The organism is Polaribacter pacificus (assembly GCF_038024035.1).
Lineage (GTDB): Bacteria > Bacteroidota > Bacteroidia > Flavobacteriales > Flavobacteriaceae > Polaribacter > Polaribacter pacificus.
On record NZ_CP150664.1, the window covers coordinates 2,239,180 to 2,254,447 of the forward strand.

11 protein-coding genes are annotated in these 15,268 nt (G+C 36.9%); 6 read left to right on the plus strand and 5 right to left on the minus strand.

The window, feature by feature from the left end:
* Positions 1 to 1,029, minus strand: a complete 1,029-nt coding sequence (locus WHC90_RS10180) for a metal-dependent hydrolase (protein ID WP_188598364.1) — start codon at positions 1,027 to 1,029, stop codon at positions 1 to 3.
* A 79-nt stretch (positions 1,030 to 1,108) separates the two neighbouring features.
* Here WHC90_RS10180 and nhaC point away from each other — a divergent pair, with 79 nt between their 5' ends.
* Both nhaC and WHC90_RS10190 read left to right on the plus strand, forming a co-directional pair.
* On the plus strand, positions 1,109 to 2,593 hold the full coding sequence (gene nhaC, locus WHC90_RS10185) for a Na+/H+ antiporter NhaC (RefSeq protein WP_188598365.1): 1,485 nt from the start codon (positions 1,109 to 1,111) through the stop codon (positions 2,591 to 2,593).
* A complete protein-coding gene (locus tag WHC90_RS10190) occupies positions 2,594 to 3,046 on the plus strand; it encodes a GNAT family N-acetyltransferase (RefSeq protein WP_188598366.1) in 453 nt (150 codons plus the stop codon). It abuts the gene before it with no gap.
* Here WHC90_RS10190 and WHC90_RS10195 read toward each other — a convergent pair whose 3' ends face one another.
* Positions 3,047 to 3,292, minus strand: a complete 246-nt coding sequence (locus tag WHC90_RS10195; RefSeq protein ID WP_308421292.1) for a hypothetical protein — start codon at positions 3,290 to 3,292, stop codon at positions 3,047 to 3,049.
* 18 nt (positions 3,293 to 3,310) lie between these two features.
* The gene (locus tag WHC90_RS10200; protein WP_188598367.1) at positions 3,311 to 5,269 is read right to left on the minus strand and encodes a putative porin; all 1,959 of its coding nucleotides are present in this window, start codon (positions 5,267 to 5,269) and stop codon (positions 3,311 to 3,313) included.
* Between the two features lie 84 nt (positions 5,270 to 5,353).
* On the opposite strand from WHC90_RS10200, the gene WHC90_RS10205 reads away from it, so the two are divergent.
* The 3 genes from WHC90_RS10205 to WHC90_RS10215 all read left to right on the plus strand — a co-directional run bounded on the left by WHC90_RS10205 (position 5,354) and on the right by WHC90_RS10215 (position 7,674).
* Entirely contained in the window at positions 5,354 to 5,953 is a 600-nt protein-coding gene (locus WHC90_RS10205) for a ribonuclease HII (RefSeq protein WP_188598368.1), read from the plus strand.
* Positions 5,954 to 6,043: 90 nt separating this feature from the next.
* A complete protein-coding gene (locus WHC90_RS10210) occupies positions 6,044 to 7,093 on the plus strand; it encodes a nucleoid-associated protein (protein WP_188598369.1) in 1,050 nt (349 codons plus the stop codon).
* Positions 7,094 to 7,176: 83 nt separating this feature from the next.
* Positions 7,177 to 7,674, plus strand: coding sequence for a hypothetical protein (locus tag WHC90_RS10215; protein WP_188598370.1), 498 nt, complete (start codon positions 7,177 to 7,179; stop codon positions 7,672 to 7,674).
* A 13-nt stretch (positions 7,675 to 7,687) separates the two neighbouring features.
* Here the strand turns inward: WHC90_RS10215 and lipB are convergent, their stop codons facing one another.
* Positions 7,688 to 8,392, minus strand: a complete 705-nt coding sequence (gene lipB, locus WHC90_RS10220; RefSeq protein ID WP_373284664.1) for a lipoyl(octanoyl) transferase LipB — start codon at positions 8,390 to 8,392, stop codon at positions 7,688 to 7,690.
* A gap of 73 nt (positions 8,393 to 8,465) precedes the next feature.
* On the opposite strand from lipB, the gene WHC90_RS10225 reads away from it, so the two are divergent.
* Positions 8,466 to 10,667 (plus strand): zinc-dependent metalloprotease, encoded by a 2,202-nt coding sequence (locus tag WHC90_RS10225; protein ID WP_188598371.1) that lies wholly within the window; start codon positions 8,466 to 8,468, stop codon positions 10,665 to 10,667.
* Between the two features lie 8 nt (positions 10,668 to 10,675).
* Here the strand turns inward: WHC90_RS10225 and dnaE are convergent, their stop codons facing one another.
* The gene (dnaE, locus tag WHC90_RS10230) at positions 10,676 to 15,055 is read right to left on the minus strand and encodes a DNA polymerase III subunit alpha (RefSeq protein ID WP_188598372.1); all 4,380 of its coding nucleotides are present in this window, start codon (positions 15,053 to 15,055) and stop codon (positions 10,676 to 10,678) included.
* Positions 15,056 to 15,268 lie beyond the last annotated feature (213 nt).

Here is a 15,268-nt window from a genome sequence, read left to right on the forward strand (position 1 = left end):
TTAGATTCCTTTTAAGCGTGTAAACAATCTGTTTAAGAGCACGCTAAAGTTTTCTAAATTATCATATTCAGGGGGTGTCGTTTCAAAACGATCCCCCTTTTTTTTGATTGTAAAAGTCATCATTGCGTTTATGGAGTCCTTTTCTGTAGGCAGCACGTAGCGCAAATCATTGTATTTTATATGGTTAGAGTTTTTGATAGGTTCTAACATAAAAAAAGCGTCGCTAAACCAAGCCATTTTTTTTAGATCAGGAGCATTCATGTATAGTAACTCGTGGTTTTTTGAAACATGAATCATTTTATTTGCTGTAGAGCTCGAGTCAAATAATGAATAATAACTGAGTACATAATCCTCTTTTGTTTCTGCAATCCCATACCATAAAATAGCGTTTAAAGCCGTGGGTTGGGTTCTAAACCTAAGAGTTTCAATACCTGCTTTTTTATAGGAGTTTTTAAAAACGCTATCGATGTATATTTTGGCGAATAGCGTACAGACCATGTACACAGAACTGATGTAAATTCCGGCCTTTGCCCATGTTAATCGCATTGGATTGTTTCTTTTTAAAAAGAGCACTACTATCATGCAGATTAAAAAAGGCAGTGTATAAAAAGGATCAATTACAGAAATGTTATTAAAGGCGATTCGCACATCAGAAAATGGTGCAAACAATTGAGTTCCGTAGGGTGTAAAACTATCTAAAATAGGATGTGTGCCAATCGAAAATAAAAACAGCAGCATCCAATCTTTTAAGGTAGTGCTGTGTTTTCGTTTCTTTGTATTGTAGGCTTCAAAAACGACAAATCCCAAGACCATTGCGGCGATGATGGCAAATACCAAAGAGTGCATAATCCCTCTGTGAAAAGCCAATTGATCTATAGAGTTTGAATAAAAGAGAGCACCCAAAAGCACGTCCAAATCGGGGATGGTTCCACCAATTGCTCCAAATAAAAGGGCTTTATTTCCTATTTTTTTTCCTAAAATCAATTCACCGCATGCGGCCCCTAAAACGATTTGAGTTAATGAATCCATGCGGCAAATGTAAGAAAGAATTTGATTTGCATAACAGGTCTTAAAATCGTAACATTACGGAACAAAATTTAACTACTACATGGAAAGTCAGAACATCAAACCTACCGAGCCAAAAAACGACCCAATTATAGAGAATAAAGAACTAAATATCTGGGAGGCTTTGATCCCTGTTTTTGCCTTGATAACCATGTTGTTCTACAATGTTTTTTACGCCTATGGTGATGATGCTTTAAGTGGGAGTAATCAATTTATTTTGTTGCTAGGTGCTGCTGTAGCTGCTATAGTAGGTTTTAGAAATAAAGTTTCTTACAAGCAAATGATAGAAGAGGTTGCAGAGAATGTCAAGTCTACAACAGGTGCCATACTCATACTTTTAATGGTTGGTTCACTAGCAGGAACTTGGTTGATAAGTGGAATCATCCCATCGATGATTTACTACGGTTTACAAATTTTAAATCCGACCATATTTTTAGCCGCTTCTGTAATTATTTGTGCCATTATTTCTATTGCTACAGGGAGTTCTTGGACCACCTCAGCAACCGTTGGTATCGCCTTGGTTGGAATCGGGAATACCTTAGGGATTTCTGCAGGAATGACTGCAGGTGCTGTGCTATCTGGAGCTTATTTTGGAGATAAAATGTCACCGCTTTCTGATACCACCAATTTAGCGCCGGCCATGGCAGGAGGAGATCTTTTTGACCATATTAAATATATGACTCTTACCACGGTGCCTACCATTATTGTTACCCTTATTGTTTTTATAATTATTGGCTTGTCAATTGATACCACAGGAGTTCCAAATATTTCAGATCAATTAACTGCCATTGATAGTGCTTTTAATATTTCGCCTTGGTTGTTTTTAGTGCCAGCCTTTGTCATCTTTATGATTGTGAGAAAAACAGAGCCATTGGTAGCTTTGCTAGTTGGTACTCTACTTGGAGGTGTTACAGCAATTATAGCACAGCCAGACATTGTTGCTAAAGTAGCAGGAGCAGACTCATTGACTTTTAATTCTGCCTACAAAGGAATTATGAATGCAATGACGGTAAGCTCATCTGTAGAGACTACCAGTGTAGAGCTAAATGATTTGTTTACTGCAAAAGGAATGAGTGGAATGCTCGGGACTATTTGGTTGATCATTTGTGCCATGGTTTTTGGAGGAGTGATGGATGCTATAGGAGCCTTAGCAAGAATAAGTAAAGCACTGTTGAGTTTAGCAACTTCTGTATTTGGTTTGTTTGCTAGTACAGTTGCAAGTTGTTTGGCTTTAAACATTACTGCTTCAGATCAATATTTAGCTATTGTAGTACCAGGTAAAATGTTTAAAAAAGCATACGAAGACAAAGGTTTAGCTCCAGAAAATTTAAGTAGAACCTTAGAAGATTCTGGTACAGTAACTTCGGTTTTAATCCCTTGGAATACCTGTGGTGCTTACCAATCTGGTGTTTTAGGAGTAAGTGTTGCAGATTACTTTTTCTTTGCAATCTTTAACTGGTTAAGTCCGATTATGACGCTAATCTTTGCAGCATTCAACATCAAAATAAAACAATTGGTACAAAAGTAAATGATTGTAAAAGCTCTGTCTTCTGATGCAACAAGCATCACTCAAGTGGCGCTTATTTCTAAAGCGTATTGGGGCTATTCTGAAGCGCAAATTTTGTCTTGGACTGATGAGTTAACAGTGAGTCCAGAAATGATTCAAGAGATGCAGGTCTATGTGTGGAAAGAAGGTCAAAAGATTCTTGGCTTTTATGTTTTAAACCAACCTCTAGATAATAAAATTGAATTAGAATTCTTATTTGTTTTGCCTAGTTTTATAGGAAAGGGAATCGGTAAAAAACTACTTGTTCACGCGATTGAAATTGCTAAAAAAAATCCAGAGAATTTGTTGATGACACTAGATGCAGATCCTAATGCAGCACCTTTTTATAGTAGCCAGGGTTTTCAGACTGTAGGTCAAAAAAACAGCAGTATTTTTGGACGATTCATGCCAAAAATGTCACTTCCTTTACATTAATTATTTTGTTTTATTTGGTAGCAAATTGGCAAGTATTGAAGCTATAAGCAACAACCAAGGGAGTCCGTGAAGCAGCAAGTCAAAAAGATCTTGAAATTGCATTGCATCGCTTCCAGAAAACGCATTTCCACCAAGAACCCACTGAATTTTCCCTACAATATGAGGAGGGTTAAAAGGAGCCAGTCCTAAGGTTAAAGAGGCTAGTAAAAATAGTTTCCAGTTTTTGGCAAGTTGTAGTTTCATCATTATTAAATGTATTAGGGCTTAAATAAACCAGTTCCAAACCAAGCCAAAACGGATTACAAAATCTCTGTATGGATAATTGGGTGCAGACATATAGTTTCTATCAGAAAAGCTAGAGGTAACATTGTCAATTTTTAAAAATAATCGAGTTCTTCTTACCTGTGCATTAAAAAACACATCAATGGTTGGGTAGCCAATATCTGTGTTGTTTTGTAAATAAAACTCATTTAACAAGGGGTTAAATGCATTGGCCTTATAACTGCTAAAATAATTTAAAGTAGCACCTATTTGTACTTTCATCGGCTTGCCTTCAAACCAGTAATCTGTATAGTAAAAGGTGTTTCTGCTTACAAAATCAGGAACTCTAAAAACATCAGAGCCGGTAGCAACTTTCTGATACAGTAAGGTATTGTCTAAGGCAAATTTTCCAAAAGTAAACTCCTTTTGGGCCTTTATTTTCATATAAGAAATATTCTCAGCAGCCTGCACTGGTTTTGAGTTTTCATCAAAATAAGTATAGTTTTCTATATGATTAAAATCAGCAGAAACTTCTAGCCATTTTGATGTTACACCCACCTGTAAGTTTCGAGTATTGACATTTTTAAAGTTGGAGTTCTCCCAGTTATAATCATCATAAGAACTCTGATACAGTATGCTGTTAAAATTCGGAGCTTTTGAGTTTAGCAGTATGCTTGCTTTTAACGTCAACTCCTTGCTTTTTGTATAGAGCGCTTCTGTATAAAAATGGTTTCCAGAAAGTAGATCAGAACCTGGGGTTACTATTAGGCTTGCGTTTAACTGAAATTGTTTTATAGAAGCCTGCCAACTGGTTCCAAAACCTAGGGCGCTACCGCGTAATTTTGGGCTAGCAATAGGACTAACAGTAGGATTGATATCAGTTGCATATCCATAGGCGTAATTGCTAAAATTGGCCAAGGCTCTAAAGGTTCCTAAAATATATTTAGAGTTGAATTCTAAATAGAGTTTATTGTCTACACGCTTACTTTCTACCTGATCATTAATGCTGCTTAAGGCGCTTGTGCTGCCAAATAAATCAGTGTTTATAGTCGGTTGGATAAACTCGTAATTTTTGGTTTCATGACGAAAGGCATGCCCAAGCTTTAAATTGCTAAAGTCTTTTGTTTGACTGCTATCTCTGCTCACAAACAATTTAAAATCGTGCTCTAAGTAGAGTCTGTTTCCGTCAAAAACAGTCTCGGTATTTTCTAAATTTACATCCAGACGACCACGCTCTTTAAAGTTAGGGTCGTTTGTGGTAAAATCATTCATAGCTGAGGTGGTTAAACCTCCATTTTCTTGATTTAATAAATCTTGTTTGGCAATGTGTCCTCTTAGAGCATATCTGTCGTTTTTAGAGCGATAGCTAAAAAAGGTTCTAAAATTTCCTTGACTTGCCAATGAGTTTCTATAATTTCCCAGAGAACGCAATCCTTTATAAGCGATACCTACATTTAAGCGTCTCGAAAAATTCAAGGTAAAAAGCACGTCTAAAACCTGACCTTGTTGCATTCCTGTCCTGTACAAAATTTCTGTACTTGGCGTCGGGACCTCATAATAATTAATGTCCTCTGTTTTTAGGTAGTTAAATTGCTTACCTGTAATGCCCATTTCTGGTGAAGAGCTCAGTTGATTAAAATTATATGTAAGCTGATTAAATGTTTGTCCTTGGTTGGCAAATGACAAGAGTCCGAACAAATCTTTACGCAAAAAATTAAACTTGTATTCTTTGGCAATCGTTAGGGTGGTATCTATTAAAGTGGTGTCCTTTTTGAAAGAAATAATTTTGTAATCTGTATACTTGGTTTTTCCGCTAAGGCTAACTGTTATTTCTATAGGGGTAACGGTGTCTTGATCCATGTTGTAAAACACGTTATTATTGCTTTGTGTGGTTCTAATTTGACTCTGCAAAAGGTTTGTCAAAAAAAACAAGCAAGTAAAAACGATTAAAAACTTCTTCATAAATCAAGGTTTGTTAGGCAAATGTAAAATATTTAAACGGAAAAAAAGAGGAATTGTTTCTTCTAAAACTGTTAATTTGTAGTCATGTTACAAGCAAATTATAGCGGGGTTCTTTTAGAAGCAGGCACAGATGAAGCCGGTAGAGGTTGTCTGTCTGGTCCAGTGGTTGCTGCGGCCGTAATTTTACCTGCAGATTTTGAGCATCCCTTACTCAACGATTCAAAGCAGCTTACAGAAAAACAACGAATGCACCTAAAACCAATTATAGAGGAGGCTGCCCTTAGTTTTGGGGTTAGTTTTGTCTCGGCAGAAGAGGTAGACGCCATTAATGTCTTGCAAGCATCTATTGTTGGAATGCAAAGATCTATTGCGCAATTAAAACCTCAGCCTGAGTTTATTATTGTAGATGGCAATAAGTTTAAACCCTATAAAGATGTTCCGCATGAAACCATCGTAAAAGGCGATGCCAAATTTTTAAGCATTGCAGCAGCATCAGTCTTGGCAAAAACGTATAGAGATGCCTATATGGAAGACTTACATGCTCAGTTTCCAGCATATTATTGGAGTAAAAATAAAGGCTACCCTACCAAACAACACAGAGCGGCTATTCGAGAATTTGGCATCACACCACATCATAGAAAAAGCTTTCGTTTGCTTCCAGAACAGCTAAAATTAGATTTGTAAAAGCGCGTTTGTTTTTTCTTAGAAGTATCTTCTTTTTTTATCTTTATTTTTAAAAAGTTCAGCTATTTTAGCAAGCTAAATACTCATCCCATGATTAAGAGAACTCGAGCAGAAATTACCAAGTGTATTTTACACAAAGTAGCCAACAAATACAACAGTGGTCAGAATAATTTTTCTGAAAACCTTATGCGTTTTGATGAAGAAAGCTACCAATTAATGCTGCCGTTTCTTTTAAAGCCATTTACCAACCTTACTCAAAGTTATCGTTTTAGTCATCATGCAGATGTAAGACTTAATGAGATGAACAACTATGCGAGTACTGTTTTTAAAGATGAGAGTACTTTTATTGAGCAATCAAAACACATCGTTAATCATTTGTTTGAGCAGTCCAACTCTGCCCAAATTAAAAAAGGTGATGTCATAGTGGCTTTTATAGAAGGCATTGAGTATCAAGATGTGCTAACAGAAGCCATTGGAGTTTTTAAGATAGAAAACAAGATTGATTTTTTTCAGACTTATTTAGAAGAAGGCAGTTTTGATGTAGCTGTACAGCAGGGAATCAGCACTAAAAAAATAGACAAGGGTTGTTTAATTTTAAACACAACAGATACGCAAGGAACTGTAGTGTTAAGTATAGATAACAACAATTACGATGCGCAATATTGGATTAAAAACTTTTTATCTGTTTCTTATGCCGATGATAGAAATCAGCACACACAAAGTTATTTAGAACTGTGTAAAGAGTTTTCAGAAGAGATTATCAAGCCAGAATTTGGCAAGCAAGAACAAGGACAGTTTTTAGCAAATACCGTTGATTATTTTAAAGAAAACGAGTCCGTAGACTATGCTAATTTTAAAGAAGAAATCTTTGAAGAAGAAAAGCATAAAGAAATGTTTGACGATTATAAAAAACATTTTGAAAGTTTAAACGACGTATTAATTCGCAACAATTTTGAAGTGTCTGATGTAGTTTTAAAACGAGAGAAACAAAAGATTAAAACCAGCATCAAGCTAGACACACATATAGAGATTAAGCTAGATATTGATGCACCTGATGCAGCTTCTGAGTACCTGGAGAGAGGTTATGATGAAGATAAAAAAATGAAATACTACAAGGTGTATTTTAACGAAGAAAAATAAGGATAGCCACACAAAGAGCCCATTTTTTCTTTAGTTTTTTTTGATTAGAATTTGTATATTTACTCATACTAAACTTTGTAAAGATGAAAAAAGCGATCTTAGGATGTGTCGTTTGGTTTTGCTGTCTTCAAATAGGTATCGCCCAAGATACGAAGCAAACCTTCACTTCCGAATTAGGGAAATTTTCAATTGCCCACCAATCAGAAATTAGAGAAAGTACTAAAGAAAATGAAAATAGCACCGTGTATCGGGTTGCCTTTAGGCATCAAGATATGATGTTTGTGGTTTCTAGTACTCATCAAAAAAACAAGGCAAATGATATTGATGTTTTGCTAAAAACCTCTTTAAAAACCTTTGCTGAGGCCACCAAAGCAAGTTTGTTAAGTCAGAAGAATATGACCTTGAGTGGAGCAAAAGGCATTTCTGCCTCATTAAAGATGGAAGAGAATGGGCTTTTATCAGCGTATAGGGTGTATTCTAAAGGTCTGTACTTGTATCAGTTAATGGTTTTTGCCAAAGCAGAAAATTTTAAACCAGCAGAGGCAAAAACATTTTTTGATTCGTTTGCTATCTTAAAGTAGCAGTATAGCTTGATTAATAGTCAAAACGCTCTACCTCAAAAGCAGTCTTAAAATGTTTTAGTATTTTTTCTTTGACTTCTTCTAAAGGAATTTTTTTGCCCAATTCTGCCTCCATAGAGGTAACGGCTTTTCCTTTAATTCCGCAGGGAATAATATTGTCAAAATAACCAAGATTTGCATTGACGTTTAAGGCAAAACCATGCATGGTTACCCAACGGCTGGTTCTGATGCCCATGGCACAAATTTTACGCGCAAAAGGTGTACCTACACCAAGCCAAACTCCAGTTTCGCCTTTGCTTCGTTCACTCTCTATGCCGTATTCTGCAAGTGTCTTGATAATCACATCTTCTAACAGACGCAGGTATTTGTGAATGTCTGTAAAGAAATTTTCTAAATCTAAAATAGGGTAGCCCACAAGCTGTCCAGGACCGTGATAGGTAATATCACCACCCCTGTTAATCTTGTAAAAACTGGCGCCTTTTGCAGCTAACTGTGCTTCGTTTAGTAGCAGGTTAGAAAGATCACCACTTTTACCTAAAGTATATACATGAGGATGCTCTACAAACAAAAAATGATTGGGTGTTTGTAGGTCTATTTGCGCTTTTCTATTGGCAATTTTTAGATCGACGATCTCTTGCAATAAAGCAGTTTGATAATCCCAAGTTTCTTGATAATCCTTGGTTCCTAGATCTTGTATGTGTACAGTTTTGTTTATCATTGTTGTATGCAAAGATAAATATTAATTATCTTTGTAAGTACATACTTCGGTTTGTAATTTAGTACACTAGCATATGAAAAAAAGACTACACTATTTTTTACTCGGTTGTTTATTAACGGCCAGTCCTGTGGTGTCTCAAGAGTTTTTTGAGAGTATTCCTCAGGTTCCATTAACTAATGAGCAAGAATTAAGTGCTAGATCTAATACGCCAGAAAACTATCAATTGTATGCGGTTAATACTAGTCTGCTAAACAATGGGCTAGTTACACTTGCAAAGAATAACCAAAGAGTTATCAATTTGCCGACTCCGCTAGGTATACAGCGTTTTACTGTTAAAGAGGCAGCTGTACTTTCAGATGCCTTGGCGCTAGAGTATCCTCAAATAAAATCATATAGCGGTGTAGGATTAGATGACCCAACAGCAACTATTCGATTTAGTCAAGCAGCTGATGGTTTTCATGCCATGATTAGCTCTAAAAACTACCCAGTTTATTTTATAGATCCCTATACTAAAGACCATAAAATTTTAATTGGCTATCAAAAAAGTTCAACTAAAAATCAAGATTTTGAATGTTTTGTAGAAGATCAAATAAACGCCTATCAACAAAAGAGTACAGCGTTAAGTAAAACGACGGCAAACCACGATGGTAAACTAAGAACTTATCGACTGGCAGTGGCTACTACTGCCGAGTATTCTCAGTTTCATTTAACCAATCAAAATATTGCAGCCTCTGCTACAGAGGCTCAAAAAAAAGCAGCAGTACTTTCTGCAATTAACACTTCAATGACTAGAGTAAATGCCATTTTTGAAAGAGATCTTGGTGTTCGCATGCAGTTGGTAGCAAACAATGCAGATCTGATCTTTTTTGACCCGCTATCGGATGGGTTTTCCAATAGTGATGCTGATGAATTAATTAAGGAGTCTCAAGCCAAAATAGACAATATTATTGGTAATGCCAATTATGATGTAGGTCATACTTTTAGCACAGGTGGTGGAGGTTTGGCAGCCATGGGGCTTTGTTTAACAGGAGTTAAGGCAAAAGGAATTACGGGTTCAGGATCTCCGATCAACGATACTTTTGATATAGATTTTGTGGCTCATGAGTTAGGTCATCAGTTTGGGGCAAATCATACCCAATACAATGACTGTCAAAGAAATTCTGGTACCGCAGTAGAACCAGGAAGCGCTTCTACAATTATGGGATATGCGGGGATCTGTGAGCCAAATGTACAAAGCAGTAGCGATGCTTATTTTCATGCTATAAGTATTCAAGAAATGTGGAATCTTTTAAGCGGGCAAGGGAGCTGTGCTGTGATTACTGAAACTGGAAACACGCCGCCTTCTGCACAGGCAGGTGCCAATGTAACCATTCCAAGCTTAACCCCATTTGTACTTAAAGGAGCAGGTTCTGATACCGATGCAGATAATGAGCTTACATATACTTGGGAGCAGATTGATAATACTTTAGGTTTTCCGATGGCTCCTGATGCAAGCAGTACAGGGGGGCCAATGTTTAGATCAGTTAATCCGATTGGTAATCCTAATAGATATATGCCTGTACTAGATACCGTTTTAACAGGGAAAACCTTTAGCACTTGGGAAGTCTTACCATCTGTAACAAGAAATTTAAATTTTAGATTAACTGTTAGAGATAATGTAAATGCCACTGCCTATGATGATATTAAGGTTGGGGTGGATGGAAATTCAGGACCCTTTGTAGTTACTTCTCACGATAGCAATGCTACTTTGCAAGGGAACTCTACTCAGACCGTTGTTTGGGATGTGGCAAATTCTGATGTAGCTCCTGTAAATTGTAGCTTGGTTAATATTTTACTCTCTACCGATGGTGGTCAGACTTTTGATACCATCATACTAACCAATACACCTAATGATGGGAGTCAATTAATTGTATTGCCTAATGTTAATACCAGTTTGGCTAGAATAAAAGTAGAGGCGGTAAACAATTTATTTTATGCGGTAAATGCTTCAAATTTTAGCATTGATAAAACAGCAAATGAAGAAGAGTTTATTGATTTTGCCTTGTACCCAAACCCAACAAAAGGATTGCTTAAATTGGAGTTTGAGACCGTGTCTAGCAAAGTGATCATTAACTTGGTAGATGTTCAAGGAAGACTCATCAAAGAAGATGTTTTTGAGCAAGTGCCTTCTGTCTTTCGTGAAGAGCTCAATTACGGTCAGGTAGCATCTGGTTTGTACTTATTGCACATTAAAAATGGCGCTAAGCAAATGGTTAAAAAAATACTCATCAACTAAGTCCTTGCTTAATTGAGTTTATAAGTTACCTGTTCTTTATCTAGAGAGCTTAACAGTTCATTGGTTATTTTAATTTTGGTGTTTCTACTCGGTAAGTTTAACTCTATTTGCTCTTTTTTATCATAGATGGTAAAATGCACAGATTGTTTGCCATTATTGCCCACAAACAAATGCTGTAATTTTTTTATCTGTTCTGGGTTCACTTGTTGTAAAGGGAGTTGCAAGGTAATTTTTTTACAGAGATTGTCCATAGTGTCATGCAGGAGTTTTATGTCTGTAAATTGCATTCTAGGTTCACCCACTACACCAGTTTCTTTATTGGTCCACCCTTGGTTAATGGTGATTCTTAAAAACAAAAAGGAATTTGGAACCAAAAAGTGTCTAAACTTTAAATAGTCTTCACCAAAAATTCTAAACTCATAACTCTCGTTATAATCTTCTACGGTAAAAAGTCCCCAACCTTTTCCTACTTTAGAAACTCGATGTTGCACATCAGAAATGATTCCTGCAAAAGACAGATTCATTCCGATGTATTTTTTTAGATCTCCTTTAAAATAAGATAAGTTGGCATTGCAAAAACGCAGCTCATTCTTAAAATCATCTAAAGGGTGGGCAGAAATATAAATACCAACCACTTCTTTTTCTTTTCCGAGAAGCTCCATGGTACCCCAGGTTTCACAATCTGGAATTTCTGGTTCTGGCAATTGAATATCTGAGGCTTCTCCAAACAAGGATACCTGTGATGAATTCTGGCTTTCTTGGTATTTGTTACCATAGCGCAGGGCTTTTTCTATAAAGGTTAGGCCTTTTTCATCTATCTCATAATATTGAGCTCGGTGTGTTTCTGTAAAGGAATCAAAACCACCCGCTAAAATTAAACCGTCAAAAGCTTTCTTGTTTGCAACGCGTAGATCTACTCTTTTTGCCACATCAAAAATAGAGCTGAAAGGGCCATTTTCTTTTCGCTCATCAATAATGGCTTTTACCGCAGAACTACCAACTCCTTTAATGGCTGCCATTCCAAAACGAATAGCGCCTTCTTTGTTTACAGAAAACTTAGAATAGGATTCATTTACATCCGGACCAAGTACGGTAAGCCCCATGCGTTTGGCTTCTTCCATAAAAAACGACACCTGTTTAATATCGTTCATATTGTTAGACAGCACAGAAGCCATATACTCTGCCGGATAATGTGCTTTTAGATAAGCCGTTTGGTAGGCAATCCAAGCATAACAAGTAGAGTGACTTTTGTTAAAGGCATAACTAGCAAAAGCCTCCCAGTCTTTCCAAATTTTTTCTAATTTTTTAGCATCATGACCGTTAATGCTTGCTTGCTCAATAAATTTTGGTTTCATTTTAGCCAAAACGTCAGCCTGCTTTTTTCCCATTGCCTTTCTCAAGACGTCGGCTTCACCTTTTGTAAAATTTGCCAATTTTTGAGACAGAAGCATTACCTGCTCTTGATAGACGGTAATCCCATAAGTTTCTGCCAAATACTCTTCCATGGCAGGCAGGTCATAATCAATCTCTTCGATGCCGTGCTTTCTGTTAATAAAAGACGGGATATATTCCATTGGTCCTGGTCTGTACAGGGCGTTCATGGCAATAAGATCGGCAAAAACAGTAGGCTTTAAAGAGCGCATGTGCTTTTGCATCCCAGGAGATTCATACTGGAAAATCCCGATGGTTTCTCCTCGTTGAAAAAGCTCATAGGTTTTTTCATCATCTAGCGGAAAGCTTTCAGGGTCAAGCAAAACATCATGTCTGGCTTTTACAATTTTTACAGTGTCTTTAATTAGGGTTAAGGTTTTTAGACCTAAGAAGTCCATTTTTAGTAGTCCAGCACTTTCTACCACAGAGTTGTCAAACTGAGTGACATACATGTCTGAGTCCTTTGCCAATGCAACGGGTACATAGTTTGTAATGTCTGAAGGTGTAATGATCACCCCACAGGCATGAATACCTGTATTTCTAACTGAGCCTTCTAAAACACGAGCCTTGTTAATGGTCTCTGCAATTAAATCATTCCCTTCAGAAAGCTGAATCAGATCAGCTACCAAAGCGTACTCTTCTGAACGCAGATTGGATCGGAGTCCTTTTTCATCCAAAGAAAATAACTTTTTCAGTTTCATTCCCGGAATCAATTTGGCAATTCTATCGGCTTCAAACAAGGGTAAATCAAGTACTCGAGCCGTATCTCTAATAGAAGATTTAGCAGCCATGGTTCCGTAAGTGATAATTTGTGCTACCTGATTGGATCCGTATTTGTCAATTACATAATCCATGACTCTCCCACGACCTTCATCATCAAAATCAATATCAATATCGGGCATGGACACACGTTCTGGATTTAAGAAACGCTCAAAAAGGAGGTCGTACTTAATTGGGTCTAAATTGGTGATCCATAAGCAGTAAGCTACCACAGATCCTGCGGCAGAACCACGTCCTGGGCCTACAGAAACATCCATTTTTCTGGCCTCCCGAATAAAATCTTCTACAATTAGAAAGTATCCAGGGTATCCAGTCTTTTCTATAACTTCAAGCTCAAAATCTAGACGCTCTCTAATGGCATCCGTAATTTCTCCATAGCGTTTTTTAGCGCCTTCATAGGTTAGATGACGCAAGAAATTATTTTCGCCTCGTTTGCCTTGATCTTCAAGATCTTTTGGGTCTTGAAATTCTGTTGGAATATCAAATGCAGGCAATAAGACATCTCTAGCTAGGGTGTAAACTTCTATTTTATCAACAACTTCTTCTATGTTTAAGATGGCATCTGGTAAATCTGCAAACAGCGTTTTCATCTCTTCGGATGATTTAAAATAGTACTCGCTATTGGGTAAGCCATATCGATAACCACGGCCTCTGCCTTTTGGAGTGGCTTGTTTTTCTCCGTCCTTTACACAGAGTAAAATATCATGGGCATTGGCATCCTCTTTTTCTAAGTAAAAAGTATTGTTACTGGCAACAACTTTTACATTATGAGTTTTTGCAAACTTTAAGAGAGTTTCATTAACAATGTTTTCATCTTCTTGTCCATGACGCATTAACTCTATGTAGAGGTCATCGCCAAACTCTTGTTTCCACCACAACAAGGCATCTTCTGCTTGTTGTTCACCAACATTTAAGATTTTACTAGGCACTTCTCCGTAGAGATTTCCTGTTAAAACAATAATGTCTCCTTTGTATTTTTTTATAATCTCTCGATCAATTCTTGGCACATAATAAAATCCATCAACAAAAGCTAGAGAAGACATTTTTGCCAAATTGTGATAGCCTTTTTTGTTTTTAGCCAAAAGAACTACTTGATATCCGTTGTCCTTATTTGATTTGTCTTTATGGTCTAAACACACGTTAAACTCACAACCAACGATGGGTTTTAAAACAGTTTCTGTTGGAGCTTCTCCTTTTTCTTCGAGAGCAGCATTGGTGGCTTTGGCAGCTTTGTTGTGGTTTAAAACAGATGCCACAAAATGAAAAGCAGCCATCATGTTTCCGGTATCAGTCATGGCTATGGCAGACATTTTGTCTTTGGCAGCAGCCTTTACAATATTGTTAATCTGTATGGTAGATTGCAAGACTGAGAACTGAGTGTGATTGTGTAAATGCGCAAACTGTACATTGGCAAGAGCAGCCATGCCCTCATTGGTAGTTATGGTCTCTTTGGTGTCTTTTAACTTGTCAAGACGCTTTTTTATTTTAGTGCTTTCCTTTTTTAGGTTGATGTGTTTTAGGCCAATTAACTCAATGGGTTTTGGATTGGCTTCAGAAAATTCTTTAAAATAACTTTCATCAACATCAAGCTCTTCTTTGGTAAATTCTCTTAAACGAATAAGCTCTAAAAAACAACGAGTAGTGGCTTCAACATCTGCAGTTGCGTTATGCGCCTCATTAAAAGCGGCTCCAAACAAATGCTGATGCAGTTCTGTTAGGGTAGGGAGTTTAAATTTTCCTCCACGACCTCCAGGTATCTGACACATTAAAGCGGTCTTTTCTGTACAGGTGTCTAATAAAGGAAGATCATTTAGCTTGTTTTGCACACCCAAACGATGAAATTCACAGCCCATAATGTTTAGGTCAAAACCAACATTTTGCCCTACCACAAAAGTTGTTTTTTCTAAAGCGATGTTAAACAATTCAAGCGCTTTTTCTAAAGCGATCCCTTGTTCTTCTGCTAATTCTGTAGAAATTCCATGAATTCTTTCGGCATCATAAGGAATATTATAGCCTTCTGGCTTAATAAGAAAATCACTGTGTTCTAGCAGATTCCCGTTTGCATCGTGTAGTTGCCACGCAATTTGTACACACCTTGGCCAATTGTTTGTGTCGGTAATTGGGGCGTTCCAGCTCTTGGGTAAACCAGTTGTTTCGGTGTCAAAAATTAAATACATATGGGCTGCTTGAAGGGTGTAAATTAGCTAGCATAAAAGTACAAATTAGCTGTGAAAACTATTCGGATTAGTTATGCTGATTTATCAACAATTTTAAATTTTCTTGATTTCAAGCTGAGCATTAGATAATTACTTGTTTTATTGATTTTTATACTGAAAATATTTTGTATATTTGCACCCGCTTATTACGAGATAATAAGAATATTAATAATC

What these genes read in the sequence shown, in the direction of transcription:
- WHC90_RS10180 (WP_188598364.1), bottom strand. Translation starts at nt 1,029, where the DNA reads ATGGATTCATTAACTCAAATCGTTTTAGGGGCCGCATGCGGTGAATTG.
- nhaC (WP_188598365.1), top strand. Translation starts at nt 1,109, where the DNA reads ATGGAAAGTCAGAACATCAAACCTACCGAGCCAAAAAACGACCCAATT.
- WHC90_RS10190 (WP_188598366.1), top strand. Translation starts at nt 2,594, where the DNA reads ATGATTGTAAAAGCTCTGTCTTCTGATGCAACAAGCATCACTCAAGTG.
- WHC90_RS10195 (WP_308421292.1), bottom strand. Translation starts at nt 3,292, where the DNA reads ATGATGAAACTACAACTTGCCAAAAACTGGAAACTATTTTTACTAGCC.
- WHC90_RS10200 (WP_188598367.1), bottom strand. Translation starts at nt 5,269, where the DNA reads ATGAAGAAGTTTTTAATCGTTTTTACTTGCTTGTTTTTTTTGACAAAC.
- WHC90_RS10205 (WP_188598368.1), top strand. Translation starts at nt 5,354, where the DNA reads ATGTTACAAGCAAATTATAGCGGGGTTCTTTTAGAAGCAGGCACAGAT.
- WHC90_RS10210 (WP_188598369.1), top strand. Translation starts at nt 6,044, where the DNA reads ATGATTAAGAGAACTCGAGCAGAAATTACCAAGTGTATTTTACACAAA.
- WHC90_RS10215 (WP_188598370.1), top strand. Translation starts at nt 7,177, where the DNA reads ATGAAAAAAGCGATCTTAGGATGTGTCGTTTGGTTTTGCTGTCTTCAA.
- lipB (WP_373284664.1), bottom strand. Translation starts at nt 8,392, where the DNA reads ATGATAAACAAAACTGTACACATACAAGATCTAGGAACCAAGGATTAT.
- WHC90_RS10225 (WP_188598371.1), top strand. Translation starts at nt 8,466, where the DNA reads ATGAAAAAAAGACTACACTATTTTTTACTCGGTTGTTTATTAACGGCC.
- dnaE (WP_188598372.1), bottom strand. Translation starts at nt 15,055, where the DNA reads ATGTATTTAATTTTTGACACCGAAACAACTGGTTTACCCAAGAGCTGG.